This window comes from Chitinophaga sp. G7 BAM 1005, assembly GCF_057126945.1.
Window position 1 is genome coordinate 4,866,580 of the sequence record NZ_CP181478.1, and the last position, 26,969, is coordinate 4,893,548.

At 47.3% G+C, this 26,969-nt stretch carries 23 protein-coding genes; 14 read left to right on the plus strand and 9 right to left on the minus strand.

The genetic code is table 11. The features are described 5' to 3' along the window. Positions 1–64: 64 nt before the first annotated feature. The 3 genes from ACMXI2_RS19415 to ACMXI2_RS19425 all read right to left on the minus strand — a co-directional run bounded on the left by ACMXI2_RS19415 (position 65) and on the right by ACMXI2_RS19425 (position 2,641). A complete protein-coding gene (locus ACMXI2_RS19415) occupies positions 65–544 on the minus strand; it encodes an FKBP-type peptidyl-prolyl cis-trans isomerase (RefSeq protein ID WP_483777729.1) in 480 nt (159 codons plus the stop codon). 126 nt (positions 545–670) lie between these two features. Continuing rightward, positions 671–2,308: a chaperonin GroEL gene (gene groL, locus ACMXI2_RS19420; RefSeq protein WP_483777730.1), complete on the minus strand. Its 1,638-nt coding sequence runs from the start codon at positions 2,306–2,308 to the stop codon at positions 671–673. A gap of 51 nt (positions 2,309–2,359) precedes the next feature. Further along, entirely contained in the window at positions 2,360–2,641 is a 282-nt protein-coding gene (locus tag ACMXI2_RS19425; RefSeq protein ID WP_079473337.1) for a co-chaperone GroES, read from the minus strand. Between the two features lie 495 nt (positions 2,642–3,136). Here ACMXI2_RS19425 and nusB point away from each other — a divergent pair, with 495 nt between their 5' ends. The 5 genes from nusB (at position 3,137) to ACMXI2_RS19450 (ending at position 6,135) form a co-directional block, all read left to right on the plus strand. Further along, complete coding sequence (gene nusB, locus ACMXI2_RS19430) at positions 3,137–4,066, plus strand: transcription antitermination factor NusB (protein WP_079473335.1); 930 nt, start codon at positions 3,137–3,139, stop codon at positions 4,064–4,066. 37 nt (positions 4,067–4,103) lie between these two features. After that, on the plus strand, positions 4,104–4,544 hold the full coding sequence (locus ACMXI2_RS19435) for a DUF1573 domain-containing protein (RefSeq protein WP_079473334.1): 441 nt from the start codon (positions 4,104–4,106) through the stop codon (positions 4,542–4,544). A 31-nt stretch (positions 4,545–4,575) separates the two neighbouring features. Then, positions 4,576–4,920, plus strand: coding sequence for a preprotein translocase subunit YajC (gene yajC / locus ACMXI2_RS19440; RefSeq protein WP_079473333.1), 345 nt, complete (start codon positions 4,576–4,578; stop codon positions 4,918–4,920). Between the two features lie 130 nt (positions 4,921–5,050). Further along, positions 5,051–5,647: a dephospho-CoA kinase gene (gene coaE, locus ACMXI2_RS19445; RefSeq protein ID WP_483777731.1), complete on the plus strand. Its 597-nt coding sequence runs from the start codon at positions 5,051–5,053 to the stop codon at positions 5,645–5,647. Between the two features lie 185 nt (positions 5,648–5,832). After that, complete coding sequence (locus tag ACMXI2_RS19450) at positions 5,833–6,135, plus strand: HesB/IscA family protein (protein ID WP_483777732.1); 303 nt, start codon at positions 5,833–5,835, stop codon at positions 6,133–6,135. Positions 6,136–6,226: 91 nt separating this feature from the next. On the opposite strand, the gene secDF is transcribed toward ACMXI2_RS19450, so the two are convergent. Next, the gene (gene secDF, locus ACMXI2_RS19455; protein ID WP_483777733.1) at positions 6,227–9,376 is read right to left on the minus strand and encodes a protein translocase subunit SecDF; all 3,150 of its coding nucleotides are present in this window, start codon (positions 9,374–9,376) and stop codon (positions 6,227–6,229) included. A gap of 213 nt (positions 9,377–9,589) precedes the next feature. Between secDF and ACMXI2_RS19460 the strand changes: the two genes are divergently transcribed. The 4 genes from ACMXI2_RS19460 to ACMXI2_RS19475 all read left to right on the plus strand — a co-directional run bounded on the left by ACMXI2_RS19460 (position 9,590) and on the right by ACMXI2_RS19475 (position 13,577). Next, positions 9,590–10,807 carry a serine hydrolase gene (locus ACMXI2_RS19460; protein WP_483777734.1) on the plus strand — a complete coding sequence of 406 codons (1,218 nt, stop codon included), beginning with the start codon at positions 9,590–9,592 and terminating at the stop codon, positions 10,805–10,807. A gap of 24 nt (positions 10,808–10,831) precedes the next feature. Then, positions 10,832–11,557, plus strand: a complete 726-nt coding sequence (locus ACMXI2_RS19465) for a DUF4397 domain-containing protein (RefSeq protein WP_483777735.1) — start codon at positions 10,832–10,834, stop codon at positions 11,555–11,557. A 154-nt stretch (positions 11,558–11,711) separates the two neighbouring features. Next, positions 11,712–12,905 (plus strand): pyridoxal phosphate-dependent aminotransferase, encoded by a 1,194-nt coding sequence (locus ACMXI2_RS19470; RefSeq protein ID WP_483777736.1) that lies wholly within the window; start codon positions 11,712–11,714, stop codon positions 12,903–12,905. 138 nt (positions 12,906–13,043) lie between these two features. Beyond that, positions 13,044–13,577 carry a DUF7935 family protein gene (locus ACMXI2_RS19475; protein ID WP_483777737.1) on the plus strand — a complete coding sequence of 178 codons (534 nt, stop codon included), beginning with the start codon at positions 13,044–13,046 and terminating at the stop codon, positions 13,575–13,577. On the opposite strand, the gene ACMXI2_RS19480 is transcribed toward ACMXI2_RS19475, so the two are convergent. Then, positions 13,578–14,561: a M23 family metallopeptidase gene (locus ACMXI2_RS19480; RefSeq protein ID WP_483777738.1), complete on the minus strand. Its 984-nt coding sequence runs from the start codon at positions 14,559–14,561 to the stop codon at positions 13,578–13,580. Between the two features lie 22 nt (positions 14,562–14,583). Here ACMXI2_RS19480 and ACMXI2_RS19485 point away from each other — a divergent pair, with 22 nt between their 5' ends. Together ACMXI2_RS19485 and ACMXI2_RS19490 are read left to right on the plus strand one after the other, a co-directional pair. Continuing rightward, on the plus strand, positions 14,584–16,131 hold the full coding sequence (locus ACMXI2_RS19485) for an acyl-CoA mutase large subunit family protein (RefSeq protein ID WP_483777739.1): 1,548 nt from the start codon (positions 14,584–14,586) through the stop codon (positions 16,129–16,131). A 25-nt stretch (positions 16,132–16,156) separates the two neighbouring features. Beyond that, positions 16,157–17,050 carry a class I SAM-dependent methyltransferase gene (locus tag ACMXI2_RS19490; protein ID WP_483777740.1) on the plus strand — a complete coding sequence of 298 codons (894 nt, stop codon included), beginning with the start codon at positions 16,157–16,159 and terminating at the stop codon, positions 17,048–17,050. 4 nt (positions 17,051–17,054) lie between these two features. On the opposite strand, the gene ACMXI2_RS19495 is transcribed toward ACMXI2_RS19490, so the two are convergent. Then, a complete protein-coding gene (locus ACMXI2_RS19495) occupies positions 17,055–19,217 on the minus strand; it encodes a S46 family peptidase (protein WP_483777741.1) in 2,163 nt (720 codons plus the stop codon). A gap of 168 nt (positions 19,218–19,385) precedes the next feature. On the opposite strand from ACMXI2_RS19495, the gene ACMXI2_RS19500 reads away from it, so the two are divergent. Beyond that, positions 19,386–20,477 (plus strand): sensor histidine kinase, encoded by a 1,092-nt coding sequence (locus tag ACMXI2_RS19500; RefSeq protein WP_483777742.1) that lies wholly within the window; start codon positions 19,386–19,388, stop codon positions 20,475–20,477. 3 nt (positions 20,478–20,480) lie between these two features. Continuing rightward, on the plus strand, positions 20,481–21,176 hold the full coding sequence (locus tag ACMXI2_RS19505; RefSeq protein WP_483777743.1) for a LytR/AlgR family response regulator transcription factor: 696 nt from the start codon (positions 20,481–20,483) through the stop codon (positions 21,174–21,176). A 32-nt stretch (positions 21,177–21,208) separates the two neighbouring features. Here the strand turns inward: ACMXI2_RS19505 and ACMXI2_RS19510 are convergent, their stop codons facing one another. The 3 genes from ACMXI2_RS19510 to ACMXI2_RS19520 form a co-directional block, all read right to left on the minus strand. Beyond that, positions 21,209–21,700: a hypothetical protein gene (locus tag ACMXI2_RS19510; RefSeq protein ID WP_483777744.1), complete on the minus strand. Its 492-nt coding sequence runs from the start codon at positions 21,698–21,700 to the stop codon at positions 21,209–21,211. A gap of 1 nt (position 21,701) precedes the next feature. Beyond that, positions 21,702–22,418 carry a dioxygenase family protein gene (locus ACMXI2_RS19515; RefSeq protein WP_483777745.1) on the minus strand — a complete coding sequence of 239 codons (717 nt, stop codon included), beginning with the start codon at positions 22,416–22,418 and terminating at the stop codon, positions 21,702–21,704. 213 nt (positions 22,419–22,631) lie between these two features. Further along, positions 22,632–23,456, minus strand: a complete 825-nt coding sequence (locus ACMXI2_RS19520; protein ID WP_483777746.1) for a M57 family metalloprotease — start codon at positions 23,454–23,456, stop codon at positions 22,632–22,634. Between the two features lie 546 nt (positions 23,457–24,002). Here ACMXI2_RS19520 and ACMXI2_RS19525 point away from each other — a divergent pair. After that, positions 24,003–26,855, plus strand: a complete 2,853-nt coding sequence (locus ACMXI2_RS19525; RefSeq protein WP_483777747.1) for a S8 family serine peptidase — start codon at positions 24,003–24,005, stop codon at positions 26,853–26,855. Positions 26,856–26,969 lie beyond the last annotated feature (114 nt).

The window sequence follows — 26,969 nt, forward strand, 5'->3', positions numbered from 1 at the left end:
ACAGTTTGGTTTCAGTTTTAGTATAATTAAAAGGTGAAAATACAATTGGCATAAGATAATACATCTACCGGATACTTACCAGTTCCAGGTCAGAAATGAGGATGGCGTTAGGCGGAATAATACCGTTAACCCCCACGGAGCCATAGGCCAGGGCAGACGGGATATATAACCGGATCTTCCCTCCCTGGGAAATTTTCTGCAGCCCTATCTGCCAGCCCGGGATATGGTTTTTAAGCATCCTGTGATCGAAATCGGTGGATCCCAGTGAGGTGCCTACTACTTCACCCGTAACTAAATAATTGGTATAAATAACGGTGGGAATGGAAGTTGCTTTCACGAAATGGGTACTGTCTCCCGGGGCATCTACCCGGTAGTAAAGCCCGGAAACATCTCTGGTGGCGGTTTCATTATGCTCATGCAGGTACCGCTGGATAGCGTTTTCCGCTACCCCGTCCATCATGAGCTCATCCGAGCTGTTCTTTTTTGAACAGGCGCCCAGGATTAAAAGCAGGCTTGCGCAAATTATTTTTACGATTGTGTTCATCCGCTGCTGTTTACTATCTCGTTGTTAAACGGAAATCTTATGATAAAGTTACAGCGGAAAAGTGATCCGCATAAAAAAACTCCTGCAGAACCAGGTCCGCAGGAGTTTTTATGATTATCATGAATATTAGTAGTCCATGCCCATACCGTGGCCACCACCACCCATAGCTGGAGCAGCAGATTTAGGTTCCGGTTTGTCTGCGATTACACATTCGGTAGTCAGCAGCATAGAAGCGATAGACGCAGCATTTTCCAGTGCAATACGGGTAACTTTAGTTGGATCGATAACACCGGCAGCCAGTAAGTTTTCGAAAACTTCTGTACGTGCGTTGAAACCGAAATCAGCTTTACCTTCTTTCACTTTCTGTACTACGATAGAACCTTCGATACCTGCATTGGCAGTGATCTGACGTAATGGTTCTTCGATAGCGCGTTTAACGATGGAGATACCAGTCTGTTCGTCGTTGTTAGCGCCTTTCAGTGTGTTCAGGGCTTCGATAGCGCGGATGTAAGCCACACCACCACCAGGAACGATACCTTCTTCAACAGCAGCGCGGGTAGCGTGTAAAGCATCGTCTACGCGATCTTTCTTTTCTTTCATTTCTACTTCAGTAGCAGCGCCAACGTACAGTACAGCCACACCGCCGCTTAATTTAGCCAGGCGTTCCTGTAATTTTTCGCGGTCGTAGTCAGAAGTAGTTACTTCGATCTGCGCTTTGATCTGTCCGATGCGGGACTGGATCGCGTCTTTTTCACCTTTACCACCTACAACAGTAGTATTGTCTTTATCGATAGTGATGGATTCAGCTTTACCGAGGTAAGTCAGGTCAGCATTTTCCAGTTTGTAACCTTGTTCTTCGCTGATAACGATACCACCGGTGAGGGTAGCAATATCCTGCAGCATATCCTTTCTTCTGTCGCCAAAGCCAGGAGCTTTAACAGCAGCAACTTTCAGCGTACCACGCAGTTTGTTTACCACCAGGGTAGCCAGTGCTTCACCTTCCAGATCTTCGGAGATGATTACCAGCGGAGCGCCCTGCTGAGCTACTTTTTCCAGGATGTGCAGGATATCCTTCATCGTGCTGATCTTCTTATCGTAGATCAGGATATAAGGGTTAGCCAGTTCAGCCTGCATTTTTTCGCTGTTGGTAATGAAGTAAGGAGACAGGTAACCACGGTCGAACTGCATACCTTCTACTACTTCAACAGTAGTGTCGGTACCTTTTGCTTCTTCCACAGTGATAACACCGTCTTTGGTTACTTTCTGCATTGCCTGGGCAATCAGTTTACCAATTTCGCTGTCGTTGTTGGCAGAGATAGAAGCAACCTGCTCGATCTTCTGTGTGTCGTTACCAACTTTTTCGGATTGTTTTCTCAGGTTTTCAACAACTGCTTTTACAGCTTTGTCGATACCGCGTTTCAGATCCATTGGGTTAGCACCGGCAGCTACGTTTTTCAAACCGTCGCCGATGATAGCCTGTGCCAGAACGGTAGCAGTAGTAGTACCATCACCTGCCAGATCAGCAGTTTTGGAAGCCACTTCTTTCACCATCTGCGCACCCATATTTTCGATTGCGTCTTCCAGTTCAATTTCTTTTGCAACGGTAACACCATCTTTAGTTACACCCGGAGCGCCGAATTTTTTCTCGATCACTACGTTACGGCCTTTAGGGCCCAGGGTTACTTTAACGGCATCAGCCAGGGTGTCAACGCCTTTCTTCATCTTGTTGCGGGCGTCTATATTGAAGAAAATTTGTTTTGCCATAATACTTTGAGATTTTTCTTTTAGGAATTAATTCATATCCGGAAACAGCTCTTAAACGATCGCCAGGATATCAGATTCACGCATGATTAAGTAATCTTCGCCTTCAATAGGGAGTTCCTGACCAGAATATTTACCATACAGTACAGTATCACCTACCTTTACAGTGATCGGTTCATCTTTTTTACCGGGTCCGGCAGCCACCACGGTGCCTCTCACAGGTTTTTCTTTTGCAGTATCGGGGATAATGATACCACCAGCTGTCTTCTCTTCTGCTGCTGCAGGTTTCACGATTACCCTGTCAGCTAAAGGTTTAATACTTAATTGTTTAGCCATAGTAGTTTTTATTTAAAAAAGATGTTTGTGATTTTGTTCTTTGCGTCCACGAGAATTGTGCCAAGGCGGTTTTCGGGTCAAATTTACAGGTCACGAAGGTATCGACTTGCTTTGATACTGACAAATCATGACAAGCGACCCGAAAAAATGACAGCCAGGCGGATTTCGCGGATTTTGTCTTTCCCGCTGATTCCCCTGAGCGAAGGTTGTCTTTCCCCTTGATTCCCTTGATTATACTGATTAAAAGGATATTTTTTTAAGCGGATATTGTCTTTTGCCCTGATTCTCCCGATTATTATTAATCAACCAGGATTTTTCCGTGAAAAAGGCACTTAAACTATCCTTCTCTAAAAATCATTAATAAAAATCAAAAAAAACAATTAATCAGTATAATCAAGGGAATCAAGGGGAAAGACCACCTCCGCTCTAATCTCCGCATCGAATATGGAAATTTTTCTCTAGTTTTGCGGCCTTATACCAGTTCTTTTTTATAAGATGATCAGTAGAAGAAACATCCGGGTAAAAGTAATGCAAACACTTTATGCCCTGGAAACGATGGAGCAAAGCAGTATTAAGCCAGGCACGGCCACCAGACTTTTAAACGAAAAGCTGGACCAAACCTGCCAGATCTTTACCTACTTACTTAACTCAGTGGTACAGGTAGCACAATACGCCGAAATTGATGCGCACGCCCGTGCTTCCAAACACTTACCCTCTGCCGAGGACCTGCAGGTGAACACCAAAATTGCAGGAAATGAGTTTATTTACCAGATAACCAGCGACAAAGGGTTCCAGGTAAACCTGGAACAGTGGAAAATGAAGCTGCAAACAGATGATGATCTGCTCAGAAAGCTTTATAACCAATTGGTGCTTACAGATACCTACAAAGCCTACGCAGCAGAAGGTAGCCGTACCAAAGCAGGTGAAAAGGAAATACTGGAATTCATCTATAAAGAAATACTGGCGAAAAGCGAGCCGTTTCTCCAACACATGGAAGATACCTTCCTCCACTGGGGCGACGACGAAGAAATGATGGGCATTCTGATCAATAACTATTTCAATAAGCCGCATCTCTTCAATTTCCTGCAGCTGATCAGTAAAGAAAAACTTGATTATGCAAAGGAACTCCTGCTCACCGTAATCGACAAAAAAGAATACTGCCTCGAACTGATCAAGCCCAAATTACAAAACTGGGATTCTGAACGTATCGCTGCAGTAGATATGTTACTGATGGAAATGGGTGTATGCGAGTTCCTCTACTTCCCCACCATCCCTACCAAAGTAACCATCAACGAATATATAGACCTGGCGAAAGCCTACAGCACTCCTCAGAGCGGCCAGTTTATCAATGGTATCCTGGATAACATTCTGAAAGATCTGGAAAAAGAACAACTGGTGCTGAAACAGGACCGTCCGAAAAAGTAAGTGGGAAAAGTTATTTTTACGGTAAAATAGCAATGCCATGAAAAAACTGTTCTGTTTACTCGCCTGTGGAAGCCTGCTGGTGGCGGCTTGTAACAATAGTGCCAAAAATAATACCGCTGCAGAGGCAGCCGGTAACGGACAAAAAAACGAAGCTGGCCAGTCCTCCGCGCTCACCTTTGAAGAAAAGGTGCATAACTTTGGAGAAATTGTAGCAGGTGAAAAAGTAGAGTACTCCTTTAAATTCACCAATACAGGCACCAGCCCGCTGCTTATCGAAGATGCCATTTCCAGCTGCGGTTGTACCGTACCGGAATGGCCCAAAGAACCCATCAAACCCGGTCAGTCCGGCTATATGAAGGTTATTTTCGACAGCCACGGAAAATCAGGCTATACCGAGAAAGAAATTTCTGTTAAAATCAACAATAAAGACGGTTATGTGGTAGGACCTAAGATCCAATGCAATATCATTACCAAGTAGTCCGGATTAAACTATTAAATCAATTATAGAGATGAACATCCTGAACATTTTATTAATGGCGCCTCAGGGCGGTGCCCAAGGCGGTGGTAACTCCTGGGTTTCTTTCCTGTTTTTTGGCGGTATGATTGTCGTTATGTGGCTTTTCATGATTAGGCCCCAAACTAAAAAAGCAAAACTGCAGAAACAATTTATCGATAACCTGAAAGAAGGTGATAAAATCGTCACTATCGCCGGTATTCACGGTAAAGTGAAGAAAATGAACGACAATAACACCGTTCTGATGGAAGTTAGTCCGGGCACCAGCTTTACCATCGAACGCTCTGCTATCAGCATGGAATATACCACCGCTCAGCAAAAAGCGGCCGAAACTAAATAAGAATTACGAATCAAAGTAATTACTGTTTACGGAGTTACAGACAGATGATATTCGCGGATCTATTCCCCGGCATCTGCCCGTAACTCCGTAATTCATATGGGTAATTCGTATTTTTTTTTAATTTGGGGCTATGTTAAAGATTGGAATCACCGGAGGCATTGGCTCCGGCAAAAGCACCGTTAGTAGAATATTCGAATTATTGGGCGTTCCCGTGTATTACGCGGACGACCGGGCCAAAGATATCATGGTCCGCGACCCCGAACTGGCCGCACAGGTAAAACAGCACTTCGGCGAAGAAATATACGACGCCCACGGCGCACTGAACCGCAAACTCCTGGGAAATATCGTTTTCAACGACAAAGACAAACTCGCCCTCCTCAATTCCCTCGTACATCCGGCCACCATCCGGGATTCAGACAACTGGGCGCAACAACAAACCACGCCCTACGTACTGAAAGAGGCCGCTCTCCTCTTTGAAACAGAATCCTTTCACCACCTCGATAAGGTAATCGCCGTTTTTGCCCCCCAGCCACTGCGCATACACCGCGTAATGAAACGCGACAACGTAACCCGCGATGAAGTGCTGGCACGCATGTACAAGCAAATCGACGAAACCATCAAAATGCGCCTGAGTGATTATGTCATTCGTAACGACGAGCAACATATGGTAATCCCGCAGGTGCTCGCCCTTCATAAAAAGTTCCTGGAACTGGCCACAGTAAAGTAATTGCGCTTCAAGTCCACCTCAAAGGCGTACATAAGGCATACATGCCCCGGGGTTACACCAGGTTTACCCCGTATATACGCCGTACATAAAGCGTCTTTGCGTAAAATATACGCAGCACTTACCCCGGGTATACCAGGGCGCCAAACCGCCCGCGGTTTTCCCTAACTTTGAAAAAAATACGGATAATGGACAACGCGAACAGATCTCCCATTCAACTTACGGCCAGTGCTGCTGAAGTAGTGAAACAATTGTTACAGGGCAATACAGAAGCCCCCTACCTCCGGGTAGGCGTAAAGGGCGGAGGTTGTTCGGGTGTTGCCTATATGCTCGGCTTTGATGCCCTCATGGAAGACGACGACCTGTTTGAGATATCCGGCATCCCCGTGATTATGAAAAAAGCACATGGCATGTACCTCATGGGTATGGAAATAGACTACCAGCAGGGAAACGATGCCGCCGGGTTTGTATTCAGGCAGCCGGCCAGCTGATCAGCATCTCCCTAAAATATACTTCACAAAAAAACCTCCTGGCAAGCCAGGAGGTTTTTATTTATCAAACATTATTTCAGTAAGATCCTACTTATTTGGTAGCAGAAGCCGTTTTCTTGGCAACCACTTCTACTGACTCACTTTCGTTGGCCAGCTGATTCTTCTTGTCGAAGTCAACCAGTACAGGCGCCGCAACAAAGATAGAGGAGTAGGTACCGGTGATCACACCAATCAGCATCGCAAAGGCGAAACCACGGGTTACTTCACCACCAAATACAAACAGGATCAGGATGGTCAGGAACACCGTCAGCGACGTCATAATGGTACGGCTCAGGGTATCGTTGATCGCTTTATTGATCACGGTATTCCTGTCGCGGCCATGAGAGCCGGTTCTGAAGTATTCACGGATACGGTCAAACACAATCACGGTATCGTTCATGGAGAAACCAATCACCGTCAGGATCGCAGCAATAAAGTGCTGGTCAATTTCCAGTGTAAACGGTACAAAAGATCTGCACCAGGAGAATACCGCCAGGGTAACCAGTACGTCATGCAGCAGGGAGAAGATAGTACCGATAGAGTACTGCCACTTGCTGAAACGTAACAGGATGTACAGGAAGATCACCACAATAGACAGGATCGTTGCCTTTACCGCACCTGCACGCAGGTCATCGGAAATGGTAGGTGATACTGTCTGGGAACCTACAATATAGCGGGAAGTAAATACGTCAGGCGTTACAGAAGCATCATAGAACTTCTTCAGACCATTGTATAATTTATCAGCCACTTCTTTGTCAACCGCCAGGCTCTGCTGCTCAATTTTGTAAGCAGTAGTGATGCTCAGCTGGTTGGTGCTGCCGATTGTTTTAACGAATACTTCAGAGTCAAATTCTTTCTTCAGTACGTCTGCTACTTCTTCACGGTTCATTGGATGCTCAAAGCGAACTGTATAGCTGCGGCCACCGGAGAAATCGATACCATGATCGAAACCGTGGAAGAAGGAAGAAACACCTGCTACCATTACAAAGGCAGAGATGATATAAGCATATTTACGTTTGCCTACGAAATCAAAAGCAACATGTTTAAATACCTTACGGGAAATAGGCGTGAAGTATTCAAAATGTCTTTTTCTCTTCATCCAGAAATCAGTTACCATACGGGAAACCAGGATACCGCAGAACAGGGACAGGAACAAACCTATGATCTGTGTGGTGGCGAAGCCGAGTACCGGACCTAAACCGAAGTAGAACAGGATGAAGGCGGTGAGCAGGGAGGTAACGTGACCATCGAGTACCGGTGCATAGGAACGTTTGTAACCGTCTGCCACTGCATCGTGGTAAGATTTACCATGCGTCAGCTCGTCCTTGATCCTTTCAAAGATGATTACGTTGGTATCCACCGCCATACCGATGGTGAGTACCATACCGGCAATACCGGCCATTGTTAACGTTGCACCCATAGAAGCCAGGATGCCGAAGGTAAACAGCAGGTTCAATACCAGTGCAATATTAGCCACCCAGCCGGCTGAGTTGTAATACACCAGCATGAGTACGAAGATGATTCCGAAGGAGATCATAAAGGATTTAGCACCGGCAGCAATGGATTCAGCGCCGAGGGTAGGCCCTACGATCTGTTCCTGTACAATTTGTGCAGGAGCCGGCATTTTACCGGATTTCAGGATGTTGGCGAGGTCATTCGCTTCTTCAATGGTAAAGCTACCACTGATAGAGGAACGGCCACCGGCAATTTCACCCTGTATGGAAGGGGCAGAGTAAACGATGTTATCGAGCACTACTGCCACATAGTTAAATGTAGCGGGATCTTTTGGATTGGTAGGAGCCAGTTCACCGGTCAGTTTCTTCCACTGGTGGGCGCCTTCGTTATCCATTGTCATGCTGATCTCCGGCTGGTTGTTCTGGTCCATGTCCTGACGGGCATCAACGATGCTTGCGCCACCAACACGGGGTTCAGGACTGGCAGGGTTCACTTTCAGCGCATATACAGCCAAAGGACCGTGTTTATCTTCTTTATTTTCAGCACCAAACGCAAATACCAGGTCTTTAGGCAGGATCGATTTTACAGCAGGCAGTTCCACGTAACGGTTGAATGTAGCCGTATCTTTTGGTAAAATTCTTCCGATAGACGGACCCGGATAAACTGAACCGGATTGTGGGTCTACGTTAGGAAATAATACCATGAACAGCGGGTTCTGTGCCTGTTGTTCTTTCAGCTGCAGTTCTTTGCTGGCATTTTTGCTGGTATCTTTTTTAGACAGGTAATCTGTCAGGCTGGCATCTTTACTGGTATCCTTCGCGGCAGCAGTGGTAGCAGCAGCAGCTGAATCCGGCGTAGCGGCAGGAGTGGCAGTAACAGCGGCCTTAGCATTCCTGATGGCGTCGTTCATCGGGGATAATACATTCTGGATAAACTCCGGAGAGTTTTTGTATACTTCCCTGAATTCGAGGTTCGCAGTTGCCTGCAGGTATTTGTGTACACGGGCGGCGTTATCAACACCGGCGAGTTCCACGGAGATCAGTCCTTTATTTTCATCCAGGCTGATATTAGGTTGTGCCACTCCAAATTTATCAATACGTTTTTGCAGTACGATATAGGTATTCTTAATGGCAACACGTGATTCCTTGCGGATCATGTCCAGCACCTGCTGATTGGAAGAATTGAAGGTAATATCCTTCTGGTAGGCATTCGCAAAAATAGAAGCCAGTTTACCCTGTGGTGCTACCTCGGCGTATGCTTGTCCGAACAAAGTAACAAAATCGGCCTGGTTAGTTTTCTTCAGCTCATTTGCCCTTTCCAGCGCTTTGTTAAAAGCAGCATCCTTGGATTGACCGGATAATGCGCGGATAACATCTTCCACGCTTACTTCCAGTACTACGTTCATACCACCTACCAGGTCCAGACCGAGATTCAGTTCTTTCTCTTTGGCCTTGGTATAGGTGACATTCCATGGAAAGCCTGCAATTTTTGCGCTGCTGGTACTGTCCACAATCTCTTGTCTCCTCTGTTTAATAAACCCTTTGAGGGTATCTGAGTAGAAGCCCTGCAGTTCCGAACTGCCTGGATATTTCTTTTCAGGTGTAGGGTATTGCTTGGCCACATCGTTCTCGGCCTGCTGCTCTATCTTCTTCTCATAGTTCCGCACCAAAAACGTGAAGGACAATTGGTACAAAGAGATAAGGATCAGTGCGATGGCAAAAAATCTTACCAGTCCTTTAAGTTGCATACTGTTTGTTTCGGGTTTATAAAAAAAAATTTTAAGAGTTGCAAAGATAGAATTTAAATCGATATATTAAAGTCCTTGTTAAAAGACACGCAAAATCAATATGCGCCTGCCTTTGCAGGTTGGTTGGCACACTTTTTTTAATCTGCAGCTCCCGGATTCTGGTCTTTTTTAAATATATTCCTTTGCTTTACAATCCATAACAACGACAAATATATGCAAACCCAACATTATCCGGCAACAGATAATTTTCTGGAAGCTTTGCTGAAAAGTCAAAAAAGCCGGTTAGGCGCCGTATTCAGCGATCCTTCCTCTTACCGTTTACAGGTGATTTTTACCCGCATAGACCGGGACGCGCAGCAGCAGCCGCATTTCTCGGACTATTACTATGGTGTGTCGCCGGAAACCTACTTCTACCCTGCCTCCACGGTAAAGCTGCCTGCAGTGGCCCTGGCACTGGAAAAGCTCAACGATCTGCAGATTCCCGGCCTTGACCGCAACACGCCGTTTTTTACGACGCCGCTTCCGGATGTAAATACCGGCGTGCACCACGACCATTCCGCAGCTTCCGGCCTCCCATCTGTAGCCCATTATATAAAAAAAATATTTCTTATCAGTGATAACGACGCCTATAACCGCCTCTACGAGTTTATAGGACAGGAGCCTTTTAACCGCCGGCTATGGGAAATGGGATATACCCAGGCCCAGATCCGCCACCGTGTGGGACTTCCCCTGTATGAAGAAGCCAACAGGCACACCAATGCCGTTAGCTTCCGCGAAGGGAACAGGATCCTCTACCAGCAACACGCTGGCTGCAGCCACCTGGAGTTTTCCCCGCGGGAAGACTTTGCCGGGAAAGCCTGGTATAATCACCTCGACCACCTCCAGCACCAGCCCATGAACTTCTCCCACCGCAATAAACTGCCCCTCTCCAGCTTACATAATATCATGCGCAGCATAATTTTTCCCGGAGCTGTAACAAATCGTCAACGTTTCCGTTTAACAGGGAACGATTACTTTTTTTTGTACAGATGTATGTCCCAGCACCCGGAAGAATCAACAGACCCGGTTTATGACCCGGAACAATACTATCAGGCATATACGAGGTTTTTGCTTTTTGGAGGTGACCGGAACAGCCGGATACCTGAACACATCAGGATTTTCAACAAACCAGGATGGGCATACGGATTTCTGACCGATACAGCATATATTGTTGATTTTACCAGTAAAACGGAATTCCTGCTGTCTGCCAGTGTTTTTGTAAATACCACAGGTGTGCTGGGAGATGATCAACCGGCTTTTGAAAAAACAGGCAAACCTTTTCTCAAAGCACTGGGGGAAGTAATTTATGAATCGGAGGTGCAACGTAAAAAGAGCATTTTACCTGACCTGTCCCGTTTTGAACCAAATGATAAAAAAACAACCGATCAATAACACAATTTAAAAACTGAGAGCAAAATGCTAACCAAGAAAAATCGCGTATGGGCAGTTGTGGCCCTGTTGACAGGAATCATCGGATTATCTTCCTGCCTGAAAAATGATAGTAATTACACACCAACAAGACCACAGGCACAGATTTCAATACTGGGCAGTTCCGCCAGCATGATTCCAGGTATTTTCTACGATAACGACCAGAAAGTAACTGAAACTGAATTCAACTTCAATTTCTACGCCCGGTACGCCGTTTATGGTGGCCTGCACAAATTTGATCTGAAGAAGAAAGGAGGCGACAGCCTGATGACCACCACTACTTACAATTTCGACTCCACACAATACTATACTTACCTGATCTGGGATAAAGCCCCCATAAGATCTGCCATTATCAAAACAGATCAATCCAACTACAGCCGCGATAAAATCGGCATCCGTTTCTTCAACCTGAGTGCGAACGCAGGTCCGGTAGATCTGTTTATCGGTACTGAAAAAATCGACAGCAACCGGGTGTACTTTAACGGCGATGTATCTTCTGCCAGCGCTTTCAAACTGTTCAACAGCTTCAGCGTAAACAATGCGATCACCATCAAGGAATCTGGTACCGGCACTGTACTTGCCACGGCAAGCAGCACTGATCTGCGTGTCGGCAGTTTCAACGCAGGTAACTTCTATACCATTTACATCGTAGGCGTTAAAGGAAGTACCGGTACCGACAAACTGGTTACCAACGCTATCTTCAGTTTATACTGACAATAATACGCTTCCGTAAAAAGAAGCAACATAAAACGCAGAACGGGCCGGATATCCGGCCCGTTCTGCGTTTGTACAGCAGCCCGGAACGATCTTTCCATGTATTATCTGGTTTTTTTCTGTACGTTTGTTCCGGTCAATTCAATATAATGATATGAATCAACTAGCAGACAGGCTGTCACGGATTTCCGAGCCGCAAACAATTAAAATGGCTAAACTCGGCCGCGAGTTGAAAGCCCAGGGTATAGATATTGTAGACCTCAGCATCGGAGAACCGGACTTTGACACCCCGGCGCACATCCGCGAAGCCGCCAAAAAAGCGATCGATGAAGGATTTACACACTATACACCCGTGGCAGGCTATGCAGACGTAAGACAGGCAGTAGTACACAAATTAAAGAGAGATAACGGTCTTGACTATACGCCGGAACAGATAGTAGTGTCCACAGGCGCCAAACAATGCCTGGCCAATGCAGTGCTCAGCATCGTAAACCCCGGCGATGAAGTGATCATCCCCACCCCTTACTGGGTTACATATTCCGAACAGGTGAGCCTCTGCCAGGGAGAAGTGGTATTTGTTCCCTGCAGTATCGAAAACAATTATAAGATTACACCGGAGCAACTGGAAGCAGCCATCACACCAAAAACAAAGCTGTTCATGTTCTCCTCTCCCTGCAATCCCACCGGCTCCGTATATTCCAAAAAAGAACTGGAAGGACTCGCCGCCGTATTCGCCAAACACCCGGAGATCTTCATCATCTCCGATGAAATATATGAGTACATCAATTACGAAGGCAAACATGAAAGCATTGCGCAGTTTGGTGATCTGATCAACCGCACCATCATTATCAACGGCCTGAGTAAAGGTTTTGCCATGACCGGCTGGCGTTTGGGCTACCTCGCCGCACCACTGGACATCGCCAAAGCCTGTGATAAGATCCAGAGCCAGTTCACTTCTGCTACCTGCTCTATCACCCAGCGCGCTGCCATCACAGCCCTCACCGGCGAACTGACCACCGCCGTGGAAATGGTCGCCGAATTCAAAAAACGCCGCGCCTACATTCATGAAGCCCTGAAAACCATCCCCGGTTTAAAGGTAAATGACCCGGAAGGCGCATTCTATATGTTCCCCGATGTAAGCGCATTCTTCAACAAATCATTTGAAGACTCACACATCAAAAACGCAGACGACCTTTGCATGTATCTCCTGCACAAGGCACACGTGTCTACCGTTACAGGCAGCGCTTTCCAGCAACCCAACTGTATCCGCCTGTCATACGCTACCAGCATGGACAAACTGGAGAAAGGGGTGGAAAGAATGAAAACCTGGCTGGGGAAACTCGCTTAACAAACGATCATCTTTGTGATTAATACGATTACCGGGAGATGTTATAAAGTTCACATCTCCCGGTAATCCTTTTTATTTTAAACCGGTATTCTACAATATATAAATATCTTTATATATATTTGTGCATAAAGTAATAAGATGGGCAGCCTTGACTTGAATACACTACTATACATAGCACTTGCAATTGGTGCAGTTGCTATCGTATACCCTACGATAAAAGATCTTTTTAAGAAAAATAAAACGGCGGATACCGCTACAGGCAACAAAGAACAGCCGGTAAATGCAGCTGTGCTTCCTTTACAGTTGCAGGCATACGAAAGAATGGCGCTTTATGTAGACCGGATCACGCCGCAAAGCCTGATAGGACGTACCTATCAGCCGGGCCTAACTGCCGTGGACATGCAGATTGCAATGGTACAGCAAATCAAAGCAGAATACGAACATAACGTTACCCAACAGATCTACGTATCGGCCATGACCTGGGAAGCGGTGAAAACATTAAAAGAACAAACGATCTCTGTTATTAACCAGGTAGCCGTGCAACTGCCACCGGACGCCCCAGCAATGGAACTCAACAAACAGATACTGGAAGTATTTTTACAGGCAGGCGAATCTCCCGCCGAACTCACTTCCCAGATCATTAATGCGGAAGCCAAAAGACTGATGCGGTAGTCATTTTGCATTGATCAATTCATTCAGCAGGTAACTTTTTCCATTAAATAAGATATACAACGGCATTCCCTGGTACCAGGGAATGCCGGCCTTTTTGGCATGTACCTGGATATGCAGGTGAGGTTCAGAGCTAAAGCCCGAATTGCCCACGCAACCGAGCGGATCTCCCTGCTTTACATACTGCCCTTCCCTTACCACCACGCTTCCCATTTTAAGATGCGCCATAAACACATAGTACCCCGGCGTTTCCAGTACTACCTGGTTGGTATTTTTGGGGCCGCGGTTCATCGCAGGCGGTATATTATCCGGGTTATTGCTGTACGCCCTCATCACAAGCCCGTCGCATGGCGCATATACCGTATCGCCAAAAATCACATAATCTTCCAGCTTACGGGAAAATATTTTCCCCGCCCGCCCGCCATAGCTGTTCAGCTTCACGATATCCATCGCGTAAACTGCCCCCCGTAAACTAAAGTGGAAAACATTGGTAGGCAACCCCTTGCCACCCTGCAATACAAAGTATTTGCCCGGCTTAAAAGGAAATGCCAGCGCTACCCGCTGCGGTTTCCCCGTAGTACCCGTAAAGTACAGCACAGACATTACGACGAAAATAAAGGTAAAAATGCCATTGCTAACCCGTTTCCATCCCGGCGTGGGCCTGGCCGCATGATCGTGCTTACGCACCGCATAAGCGGCCATGTTCGCCAATAAAAGTCCGCCAAAAACATACTTGGAATAAACAGACAGGTATACCCAGGTGCCATATAAATACAGGAACCAACCCAGCGAAAGCCCCAGCAGCAAATAGCTGTAAGTAGCTGCCAGCGGGCGGCTTCCTGCTTTCCAGACAAGATATAAACTATATAACGCCAGTGCGATCGTTATGCATAATAAACAGTAGATGATCATAGTATCCTGCCAAACTTTCACACAAAATATCAATATTTTTCTCAGCGGCGAAGTACCATAATAATTATGTAACATTGCAACGCTAGTTTTAGATACTATGGAAAAAACCATTCAAACCGATTCAGGCATTGTAATAGCACCGGTATATACACAGCCTGTGCCTATGGACGAACAGCCCGGCGCCTTTCCTTACACCCGTGGCATACACGCCACCATGTACCGCGATAAACTGTGGACCATGCGGCAATACGCGGGTTTCAGCACGGCAGAAGAATCGAATAAAAGGTATCACTACCTGCTAAGCCAGGGCGTTATGGGACTGAGTGTAGCCTTCGACCTGCCTACACAAATTGGTTATGATTCAGACCACCCGATGTCGGAAGGAGAAGTGGGAAAAGTAGGCGTAGCCATCGATTCCCTGGAAGATATGGAAATACTGTTCAAAGATATTTCATTGGAACAGATCTCCACCTCTATGACGATCAACGCCACCGGCTTTATCCTGCTGGCCTTTTATATAGCGCTCGCCAAACGGCAGGGCGCCGACCTGAAAAAGATTTCAGGCACTATCCAGAACGATATCCTGAAAGAATATGCCGCCAGGGGCACCTTCATTTATCCGCCGAAGCCCTCCATGCGGCTCATCACGGATATTTTTGCCTATTGCAGCAAAGAAGTACCCAAGTGGAATACCATCTCTATTTCCGGTTATCACATCCGGGAAGCCGGCGCTAATGCTGTGCAGGAGCTGGCTTTCACACTGGCTAACGGTAAAGCCTATCTGAAAGCGGCACTGGACACCGGGCTGGATATCAACGTATTTGCCAAACGGTTGTCTTTCTTCTTCAACGCACACAATCACCTCTTTGAAGAAGTAGCCAAATTCCGCGCCGCACGCCGCATGTGGGCGCATATCACCCGGTCGCTGGGCGCTACCGATCCCAAAGCACAGATGCTGCGGTTCCATACGCAAACAGGCGGCAGCACCCTCACGGCACAACAACCACAGAATAATATTGTGCGCGTAGCTATTCAAACACTGGCGGCTACAATGGGTGGTACGCAATCGCTGCACACCAACGGCTACGATGAAGCGTTGTCATTACCCACAGAAGCAGCAGCACGTATCGCCCTCCGCACCCAACAGATCGTTGGCTACGAAAGCGGCGTGGCAGATACCGTAGATCCGCTGGCCGGTTCTTTTTACGTGGAAGCGCTCACCAATGAAGTGGAAGAAAAAGCCTGGGAACTGATTCATAAAATTGATGCGATGGGTGGCGCTGTAAGCGCCATAGAACAGGGTTTCATACAGGATGAAATAGCAAAGAGCGCATACAGGTATCAGCAGGAAATAGAAAATAATGAGAAAATAATCATCGGTGTCAATAAATTTACAGCGTCTGACCAGGTAACGCCGGAAGTATTCCGCATAGACGACAGCATCCGTACGTTACAGTCGGAACGCCTGAAATCCTTACGGGAACGCCGCGATAATGCTGCCGTACAAAACGCGCTGGCACAGATCCGGCAGGCAGCCGGCACCGATGAAAACCTCATGCCCCTTGTAGTAGCAGCAGTGGAGCATTTATGTACCCTGGGCGAAATAGCAGATGTACTGAGAGAAGTATGGGGAGAGTATAAATAATTATATAAGCGTATTCAATAGTCCAATGAGTTTAATCTATTACAACAACTGCCCGCTTTGTGGTTCGTCGCAAATACATGAAGCGCTTACTGCCAAAGACTACACCGTATCCAAAGAAGTTTTCAACATCCTCCATTGCGGAGGCTGTGGCGGCCGCTTTACGCAAAATGTACCCGACAGCGCGCATATAGGCCGCTACTACCAGTCGCAGGAATATATTTCCCACTCTGAAACAAAGCAGGGGCTCATTAACCGCTTATATCACAGTGTCAGGAAAATTACGCTGCGCTCCAAACAAAACTGGGTACGCAATGCCTGCGGTATTAAAACAGGCGCCCTGCTGGATATAGGCAGCGGCACCGGCGCATTCCTGCATTATATGCAAACCGGCGGCTGGACAGTTACCGGCCTGGAACCCGATGAAAATGCCCGCCGCAACGCCAAAGAAATTTATAATGTAGACGCGCTGCCCATTGAACAGCTGTACGCTTTACCCGCTCGGCAATTTGATGCGATCACCATGTGGCACGTACTGGAACATGTACACGATCTGCACCGCTACCTGGATCACATCCGCACCCTGCTAAAACCCGGCGGTTCTTTACTGATCGCCGTTCCCAACTACACGTCTTCCGACGCCGACTATTATAAAGAATACTGGGCCGCCTATGATGTGCCCCGGCACCTTTATCATTTTTCGCCAGGCTCAATGGAAAAACTATTAACACAGCACCATATCACGCTGGCAAAAAAACACCCGATGGTGTTCGACGGCTTCTATGTAAGCCTGCTCAGCGAAAAATACAAAACAGGTAAAAGCCGGCTCCTGCAAGGGTTCTTCCACGGCTTCCGCTCCTATCGCAAAGGACTGAAAACCGTGGACCGGTGCAGCTCTATTGTATACGAATGCAAGGTTTAAAGCGCTACAATAATTTCATCTCGTCAATCAGTCGCGTACAACCCGCGTACTTATCCACAATAAACAGCACATAGCGGATATCCACCATGATGTTGCGGCAAATCGAAGGATCGAAATTAATATCGCTCATGGTGCCTTCCCAGGTACGGTCAAAGTTCAACCCGATCAGGTGGCCGTAAGCATCCAGCGCAGGGCTGCCGGAGTTTCCGCCGGTAGTATGGTTGGAGGCAATAAAACAAACAGGCATCTTACCATTGACGCCATAGCGGCCGTAGTCTTTCTTCTTATATAGTTCTATCAGTCGTGCCGGTACATCAAATTCGTAATCGCCCGGGATATATTTTTCCATGACGCCATCCAGGTAGGTATAGAAATCATAGTGAATAGCATCACGTGGATTGTAGCCATCTGCTTTTCCGTAGGTAACGCGCAGCGTGCTGTTGGCATCCGGGTAGAAACTTTTTTTATTGCCCATTACATCTATCTGTGCCTGCATATAAGTGCGTTGCAGGTTGTTGATGTTGGATTGCAGATCGGCCAGCGGGCGGCTTACATTATCCACGTAACCTTTGCGCATGGCCATTACCAACCGGGTAGCCGGGTCTTTCCACATCTGTGCTACTACAGTGTTATAAGGTTGCTGTACAAAAGCGGTTAGTTTATCCATAGACGTTAATCCGGATACTGCATATAGTTTGTCGGTCAATACGCGGCTGTCTTTATTGTTTTCCTGCCAGATCTGTGCAAACTCCGCCCCTGCAAATTGTGCCGGAACGCCTTTGGCATACAATGCAATCAGGCTTACTGCCACATCATGATCTACTTTCGCGTTATAGTTCTGGTAAAATCCCTGCATAGATCCGAGGAACTGCTGCCGCATGGTTTCATACTGCGCTTCTCCCCTTTCATGTACATCGTTGAGGAAAGTGATGAGGCGGTCGCCCACGGTGAACAGCTCCACATTTTTTACCAGCTCACTGTAATAGTCGCGGGCCTGTGCATAAGGCTGCACCTGCTGGTAGTAGCCATTAAGAGAATCCAGTACGCCGTTGTACTTTTGCTTCCATACAGGGTTGGCTTCCATCTGCTGACGGTAAACAGCTTCATACTGCAGTTTTTTGCCTACGCCGTTGGTTTGTTTTACGCCCTGCATCTCTCCCATCCACTTTTTCCAGTAGTTGGCAGTGCCGGCGAACTTAGCTGCATACTGAATTTTTATCTGCGGATCTTTCCGCATGTAGCCATCCATAATTTTGAGGGCGGCATCACGCATTTCCACTTTGGCGGCATCCAGTACGTCTACGGTTTGCTTTACCCCTTCGGAGGGCAGGTATTCGGTGGTGCGGCCGGGAAAACCCATTACCATTGTGAAGTCGTTCTGTTTCACTCCTTTCAGCGAAATAGTGAGGGCGTATTTAGGCTTTAAAGGCACGTTATCCTTCGAGTAAGACGCCGGGCGACCATCCTTACCCGCGTAGATGCGAAACATCGAGAAATCGCCTGTATGACGCGGCCAAACCCAGTTGTCCGTATCTGCACCGAACTTCCCGATGGAAGAAGGCGGCGCGCCTACCAGGCGTACATCACGATAGGTTTCCGTTACAAACAGGAAATACTGGTTGCCTTCATAAAAAGGCTTTATCATGGTTTCCTGCCAGCTTTCCCTGCGGGCATTCTGGCGGATTTCGTTCAAACGTTTGTCAATAGCCGACTGCCGCTCTCTTTCGCTCATACCGGCCGTCACATCCTGCAGCGCTGCTTTGGTTACATCATCAATGCGTACAATGAAGGTGGCAAATAAACCGGGGTTAGGCAGCTCTTCTACCGCAGACTTTGCCCAGAACCCATTTTCCAGGAAGTTATTCTGCAGGGAAGAATGCTTCTGGATAGCGTCATAACCGCAGTGATGATTGGTGAGCAGCAACCCCTGCTCAGAAATCACTTCCGCTGTACAGAAACCGCCAAAGCTCACGATGGCATCTTTCAGGCTACCTTTGTTAATATTGTAAATATCCGCGGCAGTGATTTTCATGCCCATTCCCTTCATCTCTTTCTCATTAAGACCGGAAAGCAGCTGTGGCAGCCACATTCCCTCTGTGGCATAAGTGTGCCTGGTAAGTACCAGGAGTGCCAATAACAGCACCGGTTTCACGATTCGTTGCAACATATCTGATATTCTTTTTATAAAAGAGGCAATTTACTATAATTCGGGGAGCAGCGAAAAGATAACCCCATGTTTCCGATCATTCATCGACATAAACCAGCGATTTACAGAGAAGGCGGTTATTATCCGGCGGGAAATCCAGAATTTCAGCCTTATATCTATCTGTCGCAAATGTTCCGGTTAAAATCTTCGGTAGTAATAGCACACATTACGGGGTGGCTGATATGCCTGAGTTTACCCCTGCTGTTTGTCAGCGGGCAAACGGGCGACCGCAAAGCGCTCTCCATCCTGTTTTCAACAGATTATCTGGTATTCCTGGTAACGTATGTAGCACTCTTCTATTTTCATACCACCTTCCTGTTTCCCCGGCTGTACTTCCGGAAGCAGTATCTCCTTTACTTCCTGTCTGTTTTACTGTTGCTGATCATGGTAAACTATATGCAGCCCTATGATCACCTCTTTTCCAGGCTGCCACATCCACCCGGGGAAATGCCGTGGCACCAGCCAATGCCGCCGGGAACGGAACAAGGGCCGCGGCCGGAAGATATGCGGCCACCCGGCAAACCACCCAGGCAAATCGATATTGTGAGCGACTTCCTTTTCCTGCTCACCATTGCACTGAGTATCGCCATTGAAACCACACGCCGCTGGCGGCAAACCGAAAAAAGAGCACTGTATGCAGAAACCCGCAAAACCCAGGCAGAATTATCTTTCCTGAAAGCCCAGATCAATCCGCACTTCCTGTTTAATACACTTAACAATATTTACTCCCTCGCTATCACGCGCAGCGATAACACCGCCATGAGTATCATGAAGCTGTCGAACATGCTGCGCTATGTTACAGAAGATACAAGAGATGATTATGTGTTGCTGGAAAGCGAAATCGACTGCCTCCGGGATTATATTGATCTCCAGAAACTCCGGCTCACCACTAAAACAAAAGTCAATTTCGCGGTTACCGGCAGCCCGGGCATTAAATGCATCGCCCCGCTGGTGCTGCTGCCGTTCCTTGAAAACGCGTTTAAGTATGGCGTCAGTAATCATGAACCGTCTGAAATTACCATCCTGCTGCAAACGTCCGAAAACAGGATCCATTTTTACTGCAGTAATAAATTATTCAGAGTAACGCAGGATACAAGCCGCACCGGTATTGGCATTGCCAACACCAGGCAACGACTGGAACATCTGTACCCGGATAAATATGAACTGCAGATCAGTGAAGATAATGGCGCCTACTCTATTTCCTTACAATTACAGGTATAAGCTATGGAGATTAAACTCATTGTGATAGATGACGAACCGCCTGCCTTACAGGTGATTAAAACCTATGCACAGGAATTTCCCTGGCTGAAGTTGCAGCATACTTTTACGGATGCCATTTCTGCGGCGGAATACCTGCGGCATAGCCAGGTAGATCTTATTTTTCTCGATATCCATATGCCGGACATCAATGGGCTGGATCTCGCCAGGGGACTCACTAACCGGCCGATGATCATTTTCACCACGGCATATAAGCAATATGCATTCGACGGGTTTGAACTGGAAGCTATTGATTACCTGCTGAAACCCATTCCGTTTCAGCGTTTTGAAAAAGCAGTGCAGAAAGCACAACTGCACCAACAGCAGCAACTGCTGCCGGCAGCTACCGAAAGCCTGCTGGTGCATTCTTCCTATCACATGGTGAAAATACCCTTACACGAAATTATTTATATAGAAAGCCTGGAAGACTATATCCGGATACATCTTACCAAACAGGCGCCGGTGCTCACGTTGATGACACTGAAAAAGATGCAGGAAAAACTGCCGGCAGCCCGCTTCCGGAGAATCCACCGCAGTTATATTGTGTCCGTAGATAAAGTAAGATCGGTGATTAACCGGAAAGTGAAGCTCAGCTCGTCGGCGGAATTGCCGGTGAGCGATAGTTACAGCGATTTTATCCGCGACTGGAAAGGCAACAGCTGATCATTTTATTTTTTTCCGGGAGATATAAAAATTCAGGATTCCTCACTGAAATTACAGATCGATATATCGTCGTTCAGCTTTAAAGTGAACGTATCTGTAGTATCATTAAACCCCAGCAAAAGATACTCCCCTATTACTTTATGCAGCAGCAAAGGCGCGGTGTAATACAGTACGGCTACTTTGTGCAGCTGCCTGTCATGAATGCCGGAAGTCATTATTTTAAACTGGTGCCGTTCAAACGACAGCTGGATATTGCCCAACGTATCCCAGGCGCCGGGGATCAGGTTAGCAAGGGATTGAATATACAATCCCACCGCAAAACCTGTTTTATAATGCAGGGAGTTGGCTTTGGGCTGGTGTTCCACCATTTCGGCGAAAGTGGAAAATGCTTCGCCCGGATTATACGCCTGTGATTGCAGCAGGAATTCCGCATAAGAATCACGGAATACATTTTTGGCAAATGCGCCCGTGGAAGATGCGTCTATCACCTGCCGCACAGCCAGTTTTATCATCGTTCTGCCCATATCAACCCGCGATATAAATATTGTGAACAAGATCATAACCACTGGTTTCGCTGGCGGTTACCGTAGCCAGTTCGGCCGATAATGAATCGCTGAAAATCATATCTGCGCTGTTTTTGGCCACACTGGTATTTTGCCCGTGGGCGCTGTACAGTGCCGTGTTATATACGGCTGTATTAATATCATCAGGAAAGGCAATCTGCGTGGTTGTTTTCAGTTTATCGTTTACGTATACCTGTGCATGAATATGCGTTACCCTGCCTTCATACCAGCCGGGATAAATGGACGTGAATTTAACCTGTCCGGCTGTATCTGAATACTGCAATCCCCTGCAGAAAACCAGGGCGGTATTATCCCGGGTACCGAGGTATCCACGGTTGCTGTAGCCCGAATAGTAGCCATCCTTATCACAATGCCAGATATCCACCCTGGCGTTGGCAAGTGGCTTGCAGCTGTTGTTGGTGTTCAGAATGTTGATAGTGATGTGTAGTGGCGTGCCTGTTTTGCCATCGGTGATATCTACCCGCTGGATAGAAGAACCCCTGCTGTTGTACAGAGGATAAGGACCATCTGTTTCTTCCGGGGAAACGGTGCAGGCGCCGTTGCTGCTATCTGTTTCAGGATCAGCAGCGTCACTTTTCTTACAGGCTTCAATCAGCACCGGCACGGCGGTTGCGCTGATAAACAGTTGCTTCAGGAATTGTTTGCGGGAGTTTTCCATCTCATCATTTTTGATCTGTTATAAAGGTTTTGATTAAATAACAGATTTACAAAAAGGATAGATGAACCGGCAGGATGTACCGGAGAATAGCATTTCCGGAGTGGAATAATTTGCTGCAGGAAATTTAATTCAGCAAAGAATAAGGAGGAAATCCTTTCCCGCATCAAAAAATCCCCGCCCCGGAAATGCTTAACAGATCAGCTCATGCAACGATTAGTGATACAGATAATTAAGCGCAATAACATCATTGACGTTAAATGTTCGGTTGCCTCCATTGGAGCAGGCCAGCATCCAGGAGTTGGCATCCGGTCCGGAAGGTGTGCCCGGAATAAACACTGCACCTACGTTGCTCGCGCCTTCGTTGGTGGCAGTACCACCACAGCTGTAGGAACGATCCATGTAATCAGTATGACGCATACCAATGCAATGGCCAATTTCATGCTGAATTACAGAACCCACATACAGTACGTTCGGATTAGATCCGTAGGCGTACTGGTTGGTGTTCATTTTGATAGTACCATACGGGTTGCCGCTACTGGTAGGAAATCCGGCAGAACCCAGGGTGATATAACCTCCGCTTGGTCCCTGGTTAAATCCTCTGATGGTAATTTCAGCTGCGCCGCTGGTAACACGCTGAAAGGTCATACGCAACCCCAGTCTGTTGTAGCGTGCAATGGCGGTATCTGTGCCCGCGATGAAGGCGGTGCCCAGGCTGGTTACCTTAATTCTGATAACGCGGGGTAACGCCGTTACCAGGTAGTTGGTGCGGTACTGTTCTGTTTTAGCCACTCTTAAAACAGGACTTGTAACGGTTTCTTTCAGCTGTGCAGCTGTAAGCAGAATGTCGCCTTCCACGAGGTAACCATCTTCGGTTTTCACCACGTTCTCTGTGCTAAAGCCATTTGCTTTAATTTGGGCTAACACTTCTGCTGACACGGGGTCGGGCTGCGCTTCTTTTTGTGCGTCGTTCTTCTGACAGGACGCAAAGAGGAAAGCCGCTGCCATGCAGCAGAGCACAGGAATTGATTGTGTTCTCATAGTTCAGATTTTTGGTTTTGTTTAGAAAAAAATAGTTCAGATTTTTGGTTTAGGTTTAGAAAAAAGATATCCCCGCCAACCATTCTTTCAAACAGTCAACTGTTAACAACACTAAATGCCCGCGCTGATCTGTGGCTGAATAAGAGGTAAAATAGAAACAACTGCCGCACTAAAAGCACGATGGTGTTTTCTTTCTTATTGCCGCAAACGCGATCGCCTAGCTTTGATTATCTTCCTGAAAACTGCAGTTATTACCGCGCTCTCGTTTTCGGGTACATACAATAGCTAATATGCCCTGTTATGGCATAGCACCGGATTTTAATGGGTTGGTGATGATTCAGTAGTACCGGCTATTTCCGGCGACAAAGATTTGCTCTATAAATTAAATAATTGTGAAACAAGTTTCAGATCGTTGCTCAGATTTTGTTGAATTTTATATTAAGGATTTCCTCTTTCAATATTACAACATTCGTTTAATTTAAAAAAAATATTTTGTTTTAAGACAGATAAAAAATTGTGTTGAAAACCTAAATACAGTAGCTTTAGGTGGCAACACTAAACCAAAATTACTTACCCGTTGCCAACGCCTCCATGCGGATAATATCCTCTAAAATATGGCCCTTGCTGTTTTTGCAGCTCTTTTTATGTTACTATACTGCTGCACAACAACCACACTATCCAGACAGCCTGGTGCAACGGTATGCCACAGATACTTTTTCATTACAGCGGAAAAGTGGACCGTTCCTGGTGAAGTTTGCAAAGCTGCCGGATGAGTCAAAGCTGCAGCAATGGGGACTTGTACAGCCGCTCTCCCGCTACCATTACATTTTACAACACGCACCGGAAGATAGTACGCTTGTATATTGTTACAGTGCCGGCTATAATTTTAAAGCAAGTATTCCGCTGCTGCAACAACTGGAAAAAATACCGGTGCAGGATAGTATCACCATACAGGTGTCATGCAACCCGGCAGAAAAACCATTATTGCATGCCAGGGTGCAGTCGTACTCCACGCAGTATCACGTAGCCATTGCAAAGGTTAAAAAGCAGGACTGGCCCCTGTTTATCAGTCAGCCCGCCATACAGTTTGCAGATCTCATCAGGCGGCCGGCGCCGGAAATTATTATCAACACCGGCAACCTGGCGGTGAACCGGATCTCCTTTGCACAACAACAGTTTCCGCTTATCACAGGAAAACGTGTAACCGTTTCCGTTAAAGAAGATTTATTTGATACAACAGACATCGACTTACAGGGACGGTATATCACTTCTTCCTATCATTCTACGCTCAGCACTGCCCATGCTTTGATAATGGCTACGCTGATTGGCGGCGCCGGCAACAGCGGCACAGGAGGTAAAGGCGTGGCGCCCGAAGTGAAGCTGAGTTCCGCCGATTATAACAGCAGCTTATTCCCCGACGACGACGCATATTATCAGCAATCCGGCATCACCGTGCAAAACCATTCCTATGGTACCGGTATCGAAAATTATTACGGCGCCGAAGCTGTAGCCTATGATCAGCAGATCTATACAACTGATACGTTGGCGCATGTATATTCTTCCGGTAACGTTGGCACATCACCGGCCGCCGGCGGGCGTTACCAGGGCATTGTGGGATATGCCAATTTATCCGGCAATTTCAAACAGGCTAAAAATATTATTGTCAGCGGTGGTACAGATGGCGCGGCACAAGTAATGGCGCTCAGCTCCAAAGGTCCGGCTTATGACGGCCGTATCCTGCCACATGTTACCGCCTACGGCGAAGATGGCACCTCCGGCGCAGCAGCGCTTACCAGCGGCGTGGTGGCATTGCTCCAGGATACCTGGCGCACACTGCATGGCACGCCCGTTTCCGCCGCCCTCATCAAAGCCGTTATCATAAACAGCGCCTTCCGGCCCGCAGGCGTACGCCCCTCTTTTGGCGGCGGATATGGCAACCTGCACGCCTATGGCGCCATTAAAACCATACAGGACAACCGCCTGCTGCAGGGAAATGCCGGCAACCATACAGTTACCTCCTTCGATATCGCCATTCCGGAGGGCATACAGGAGGTGAAAGTAACCCTCTGCTGGAATGATCCACCGGCAATGGTTAATGCCGTTAAAGCGCTTATAAACGACCTTGATGTAACAGCCACCACTGCTGATGGTAAAACATGGCTCCCCTGGACATTGAGCACTTATCCACTAATTGATTCATTACTGCTACCCGCAAAACGCAGCAGGGATAGTATCAACAATACAGAACAGATCAGCATTGAACACCCGGTGGCAGGCACTATGCGGCTACGGGTAACCGGTGCGCAGGTAACGGCTGGTACACAGCCTTTTTACCTGGCATATGAACTGGTACCCGCAAAAAGTTTCCAGTGGCAAAACCCTGCAGCAGGCGCAACTATAGCAGCAGGCCAGGCGTTGCCGCTGCAGTGGCAAACTACGTATAGCGGTAACAGTGAGCTTTCCTACAGCAGCGACAGCGGCCATACCTGGCAACCTATTGCGCAGAACATCCCGGTGGAAGACGGGCTGTATAACTGGGTTACGCCAAACATTTTCCGGCCGGTGATCCTGAAACTAACGTTAACGGATACCTCGTTTATCAGTGATCCTTTTTACGTTTCGCCGGTACTCACAATGCGTGCAGGATTCAACTGCACTGATACAACATTGCTGTACTGGAACAGACAACCGGGCGCCACAGCTTACCAGTTGTACACTATGAGCAATACAGCACTAATTCCGTATAGCCAGGTACGCGATACTTTTATTTTTATCCCCAAAGCAACGGCCTCGTCGTTGTACTTTGCGGTAAGCCCTGTTGCCACCGGCGGGTGGACGGGCATCCGCAGCTATGCAGTTAACTATACGCAACAGGGTGTAGGTTGTTATGTACAAAACCTGCTGGCTGATCCTACCACCGATAATAAAGTGGCGCTGTCGCTAACACTCGGCAGCACCTGGCAACTGCAAACGGTTTACTGGGAACGGCTAACACGGGAAGGCTGGATAACGCTGCAGCAGCAGCCCGTAGGCGACGCCATGAACTTTAATTACCTCGACAACAGCGCACCGGAAGGATTACTGCGTTACCGGGTAAAGTTACTCACCGTCAACGGGCAGTATATTTATGCAGATCCGGTTACGGTTACTATTATTGCCGGCAACCACATCTTACTTTTCCCCAACCCCGTAAGCAGCCAGTTCACCGTTTTAGATGGTGCGCCGCGCAGCCGCAAACTGGTGATCACAGATATGAGCGGGCGGATAGTATTGCAGCGGAACCTCGAAGACATCCAGGAAACAATAGAGGTACAGCGTTTGGCCAACGGTATTTATAACTGTAGTATTTATGCAGATAATAAACGGATTTACGCTACACAGTTTGTAAAACAACAATAATTGCAGCACTTCACCGGGTTATTTTATTGGTTAACCCTTCCTGCTGCAAAGTGGGTTCGGGGCTTGCACCCTGGAGCAAACCGCCACGCCTGGCGCACTAAACAAAACAGCTGC

Excerpts from the sequence above, each read along its gene's own strand:
- ACMXI2_RS19415 (WP_483777729.1), bottom strand. The coding sequence starts at position 544 with ATGAACACAATCGTAAAAATAATTTGCGCAAGCCTGCTTTTAATCCTG.
- groL (WP_483777730.1), bottom strand. The coding sequence starts at position 2,308 with ATGGCAAAACAAATTTTCTTCAATATAGACGCCCGCAACAAGATGAAG.
- ACMXI2_RS19425 (WP_079473337.1), bottom strand. The coding sequence starts at position 2,641 with ATGGCTAAACAATTAAGTATTAAACCTTTAGCTGACAGGGTAATCGTG.
- nusB (WP_079473335.1), top strand. The coding sequence starts at position 3,137 with ATGATCAGTAGAAGAAACATCCGGGTAAAAGTAATGCAAACACTTTAT.
- ACMXI2_RS19435 (WP_079473334.1), top strand. The coding sequence starts at position 4,104 with ATGAAAAAACTGTTCTGTTTACTCGCCTGTGGAAGCCTGCTGGTGGCG.
- yajC (WP_079473333.1), top strand. The coding sequence starts at position 4,576 with ATGAACATCCTGAACATTTTATTAATGGCGCCTCAGGGCGGTGCCCAA.
- coaE (WP_483777731.1), top strand. The coding sequence starts at position 5,051 with ATGTTAAAGATTGGAATCACCGGAGGCATTGGCTCCGGCAAAAGCACC.
- ACMXI2_RS19450 (WP_483777732.1), top strand. The coding sequence starts at position 5,833 with ATGGACAACGCGAACAGATCTCCCATTCAACTTACGGCCAGTGCTGCT.
- secDF (WP_483777733.1), bottom strand. The coding sequence starts at position 9,376 with ATGCAACTTAAAGGACTGGTAAGATTTTTTGCCATCGCACTGATCCTT.
- ACMXI2_RS19460 (WP_483777734.1), top strand. The coding sequence starts at position 9,590 with ATGCAAACCCAACATTATCCGGCAACAGATAATTTTCTGGAAGCTTTG.
- ACMXI2_RS19465 (WP_483777735.1), top strand. The coding sequence starts at position 10,832 with ATGCTAACCAAGAAAAATCGCGTATGGGCAGTTGTGGCCCTGTTGACA.
- ACMXI2_RS19470 (WP_483777736.1), top strand. The coding sequence starts at position 11,712 with ATGAATCAACTAGCAGACAGGCTGTCACGGATTTCCGAGCCGCAAACA.
- ACMXI2_RS19475 (WP_483777737.1), top strand. The coding sequence starts at position 13,044 with ATGGGCAGCCTTGACTTGAATACACTACTATACATAGCACTTGCAATT.
- ACMXI2_RS19480 (WP_483777738.1), bottom strand. The coding sequence starts at position 14,561 with ATGTTACATAATTATTATGGTACTTCGCCGCTGAGAAAAATATTGATA.
- ACMXI2_RS19485 (WP_483777739.1), top strand. The coding sequence starts at position 14,584 with ATGGAAAAAACCATTCAAACCGATTCAGGCATTGTAATAGCACCGGTA.
- ACMXI2_RS19490 (WP_483777740.1), top strand. The coding sequence starts at position 16,157 with ATGAGTTTAATCTATTACAACAACTGCCCGCTTTGTGGTTCGTCGCAA.
- ACMXI2_RS19495 (WP_483777741.1), bottom strand. The coding sequence starts at position 19,217 with ATGTTGCAACGAATCGTGAAACCGGTGCTGTTATTGGCACTCCTGGTA.
- ACMXI2_RS19500 (WP_483777742.1), top strand. The coding sequence starts at position 19,386 with ATGTTCCGGTTAAAATCTTCGGTAGTAATAGCACACATTACGGGGTGG.
- ACMXI2_RS19505 (WP_483777743.1), top strand. The coding sequence starts at position 20,481 with ATGGAGATTAAACTCATTGTGATAGATGACGAACCGCCTGCCTTACAG.
- ACMXI2_RS19510 (WP_483777744.1), bottom strand. The coding sequence starts at position 21,700 with ATGGGCAGAACGATGATAAAACTGGCTGTGCGGCAGGTGATAGACGCA.
- ACMXI2_RS19515 (WP_483777745.1), bottom strand. The coding sequence starts at position 22,418 with ATGGAAAACTCCCGCAAACAATTCCTGAAGCAACTGTTTATCAGCGCA.
- ACMXI2_RS19520 (WP_483777746.1), bottom strand. The coding sequence starts at position 23,456 with ATGAGAACACAATCAATTCCTGTGCTCTGCTGCATGGCAGCGGCTTTC.